General features: G+C 31.7%; 2 protein-coding genes. Both read left to right on the top strand.

Annotated elements, in window-relative coordinates; translation table 11 throughout:
* On the top strand, positions 1 to 156 hold a 156-nt coding region (locus tag AC1DJR_RS32590), incomplete at its 5' end, for a VOC family protein (protein WP_477004525.1).
* 159 nt (positions 157 to 315) lie between these two features.
* Positions 316 to 656: GNAT family N-acetyltransferase (locus AC1DJR_RS32585; RefSeq protein ID WP_477004524.1), on the top strand; the 341-nt coding region annotated here is incomplete at its 3' end.

Raw genomic sequence — 656 nt, 5'->3', positions numbered from 1 at the left:
TCTTTAATGTTCTTCTCAAAAGAATTCGATAGTTTATATAGTGATTTAGTAAACAAAAACGTTACAGTCGGAGAAATTGTAAATATGCCTTCAGGTAGAATATTTAATTTTGCAGATAGCGAAAATAACTATTTTGCGGTAATGGAAAAGAAGTAAATTTCAATTCAAATTATGAGTGCGATGCCTGAATAAAGGCATCGCATTTTTTGATTTAAGATATAGTATATTTCTGTAATGATGAATTTAATTTTTATATAATGATAAAACGATATATAATAATATGATATAGTAACAACAAAAGAAGGGGGCTTACAAATGGAAKTWATTCACGAAAGAGCAAAGTTACGGTTAATGGATAGCAATGATGTCGAAAAAATGTTTTCAATYGTGGAAGGAAATCGAGATATTTGGGCGTATTTAATCTCTAAAATGGATACTGTTCAAGATATGCAGCAATATGTTCAAAAGGCGATAAAAGCTTATGGGGCAGGGAAGGATTTGCCATTTGTTGTTGTTGATCAAAAGACGAATGAAATAGTAGGGAGTACACGCTTATATAACATTTCAGTTGAAGATAAGACAGTGGAATTAGGGCAAACGTGGTATGACCCGAGTGTGCAACGTACGAGTATGAATACAGAATGTAAGTATATGTT

This window comes from Bacillus sp. 05T31 (assembly GCF_056396725.1).
Note: the sequence above shows the minus strand (reverse complement) of the source record. Positions and strands in the feature narration are given on the sequence as shown.